Origin of the sequence: Spiroplasma sp. ald, from assembly GCF_044714355.1 — a bacterium.
In the GTDB taxonomy this organism is placed as follows: domain Bacteria; phylum Bacillota_I; class Bacilli_A; order Mycoplasmatales; family Mycoplasmataceae; genus Spiroplasma; species Spiroplasma phoeniceum.
In genome coordinates this window covers 1-2,583 of sequence record NZ_RXFY01000127.1, presented here as the reverse complement: position 1 = coordinate 2,583, position 2,583 = coordinate 1, and the positions used below count along the sequence as shown (strand labels likewise).

3 protein-coding genes and 1 pseudogene are annotated in these 2,583 nt (G+C 23.9%); 1 reads left to right on the top strand and 3 read right to left on the bottom strand.

Going from position 1 to position 2,583, the window contains the following annotated elements; genetic code table 4:
• Positions 1-176: 176 nt before the first annotated feature.
• Together EHU54_RS05420 and EHU54_RS05415 are read right to left on the bottom strand one after the other, a co-directional pair.
• The gene (locus EHU54_RS05420; RefSeq protein WP_400249360.1) at positions 177-449 is read right to left on the bottom strand and encodes a hypothetical protein; all 273 of its coding nucleotides are present in this window, start codon (positions 447-449) and stop codon (positions 177-179) included.
• Positions 450-541: 92 nt separating this feature from the next.
• Positions 542-703 carry a lipoprotein gene (locus EHU54_RS05415; RefSeq protein ID WP_400249359.1) on the bottom strand — a complete coding sequence of 54 codons (162 nt, stop codon included), beginning with the start codon at positions 701-703 and terminating at the stop codon, positions 542-544.
• Positions 704-1,154: 451 nt separating this feature from the next.
• Here EHU54_RS05415 and EHU54_RS05410 point away from each other — a divergent pair.
• A pseudogene (locus EHU54_RS05410) lies at positions 1,155-1,340 on the top strand (S1 RNA-binding domain-containing protein); the annotation flags it as partial.
• A 282-nt stretch (positions 1,341-1,622) separates the two neighbouring features.
• Here EHU54_RS05410 and EHU54_RS05405 read toward each other — a convergent pair.
• Positions 1,623-2,303, bottom strand: coding sequence for a hypothetical protein (locus tag EHU54_RS05405; RefSeq protein WP_400249358.1), 681 nt, complete (start codon positions 2,301-2,303; stop codon positions 1,623-1,625).
• Positions 2,304-2,583: the final 280 nt, after the last annotated feature.

The window sequence follows — 2,583 nt, the reverse complement described above, 5'->3', positions numbered from 1 at the left end:
TAATTAAAATTATAATTTGCTATTAGTATCTTTTTAAAAATATTTACAATTATTTTAATAGGTTATGCAAGAAGTCTAATAATAATTTAGAATTATTTAATAGAAATAATGAAAAATATCATTAATTACATTAGAAATATAAAAACTCATTTAATTAATTAAATGGGTTTTTATATTTATTTTCCTTCAACTTTTATTTCACCAGTTTTAGAATCAACAGTTAAATTAGGAATATTTGTATTTAAATTTCAACGATAAACTGATTTAAAATAAGTACCATTATCTCTACTTCAAATTCTTTCTAAACCACCACCACTGCCACCAGCAAGTAAATCAAGGAATCCCTCTGTTTTAGTAATAGCTAATTTTTTATCAATTATTCTAGCTTTGTCAGAATTATGTATAAATAAAGTACTATATCAATCATCTTCTTTTTGTTCACGCCACACAACAAAATATGACTTATTGTCTAACTTACTAAATACTTTTTCTTGTGGTGCTATTCATTCTAAATTGTCTCTAATTTCTTTATTTTTTGTATCTATTTTATCTTTTCTTTTAGTTCTTTTAATTCTTCTTCTGTATATTTAAATGTTTCAATTTTATTATTAAAATCTTTATTAAATATATTACAAGCAACTAAACTGGTTATACTTGTTCCAATTATAGTGATTGTTCCTAAAAGACTTAATATCTTTTTCATTATGATAATTCCTTTCGCTAAATATTTTTACAATCACAATTATATATATACAAGGGATATTTAAGAGTTTGAAAGGAAATTATTTAATAATTATACAAGGGATATTTAAGAGTTTGAAAGGAAATTATTTAATAATAAAGTGGTCAATCTGGGCTCGCGGTGATTTCCATAAGTTTTGCGAAAAATTACTTAAAGTTTAAAAAAACTTTTGCCGCGCTTTTCAAAATACTTGGGAAAAATTCTAAGCGTTAAGCGCAGAATTTTATAAAGGTTTCCAAATTTGTTTGAAAGAATCCCAAAATTTTTTTAACTTGTAAGTCATCTTATCACAAAAATTTAAGAAAATCAACCGCTCGCTCAATTCTGCAAATGATTTTTATAGTCTTAATGATATAATTAAAGCATTTAAAGAAAGGAAGTATATTTAATTTATGTATAAAAAGGAAGTAAAGTTAATGTTAAAATAACAAATATTACACCTTATGGTGCTTTTTGTAGAGCAGAAAAGGCCGATGGTTTAATTCATATTAGTGAGATTTCAGATTACTTTGTTAGAGATATTAGAGATTTTTTTGATGTTGGTGGTGAAATTGAAGTTGAGATACTAGATTTTAATTCAGTTAGAAAAAATCTTAAATTAAGTTATAAAAATTGTCATCCTGAACTATTGAAAAATGATGATGGTAATAAAATACAAGAAAAATCACCTAGTTTAGAAAAATCATTAAATACTAATTATTTAGTAAATAAAAAGTAAATAAAATTTATAAATTTTAGAAGGTTTTTAAAACCTTTTTATATTTCCATTTTAAAACGATACGGATAAGAGCCATAAAACAAAGCATCATATGGGTCATGATACATTTTACTATCGGGTGTGTTTGTTTTGGTATCGATAAACCTTAATTCACTAATACATTTATCTAAAAACGGGGAAATTATCTAATATGCCATATATTTTGCCTTGGACAAACATTTTTCTTATTCATGTTACACGATTGATTATACCCGTTTCTTTATTCAACGAAGTTTGATGTTTTTTGGCTTTAAACATTTTAATTTTATAGCCTAAATAAGGGTAAATATCTTCTTGTAATTTTTGCATAAAGTCATGGGCATTAATATCATAATGAAATGTCGCATATTCAAAACCATCAAATTTATCAAAAGTATTGATTATTCATTGTCCATAATGTTCAACTATTTCATTTAAATTCATTGCATTTTTTGGGGTAACAACATTTTCTTCAATTAAATATTTATCATATTCATTATTTTCATTAATTTTATAACCACTAAACAAAAATACCGTATGGTCTTCACTACCATTAGCATAATCAACACCAATTGAATAACTATCAAATTGATACTGTTTTGTATTTGAGTTATAAAAATCTTGTAAATTATATTCTTTAATATATTTACGATAATTTCGTAAAACATAAATACCGGGGTCATTATCATTATATTCAAAACCGTAGTATTCAAGTTCAAATAAATCAGGTCGTTCTTCTTTATTTGTTAAAACAAGTTTTTTAGTAATATTAGGTATTTTATTTCAAACAGCACCCATTGTTAATCGTAAATTAAAAATACCCAAACCATTAAATGCTTGTTTGTTTTCTGAATATACTTGATTGTGTTCTTTTAAAATATTTTTAATTCTTTCATTTAACGGTAAATATGGGGTTACAAATTTTTCATAAAAGACATGGTATTTATCAAAAGGATTAAAAGTAAATTGATTAGAATATGTTTTATGAAAATATGTTGTTACGGTTATATATTAGACTTCTTGCATAACCTATTAAAATAATTGTTTTATCAATAAAATAATTATTTATTAGTGCTTTTTTACCAGCAAGTTGTTGAAAATCAGA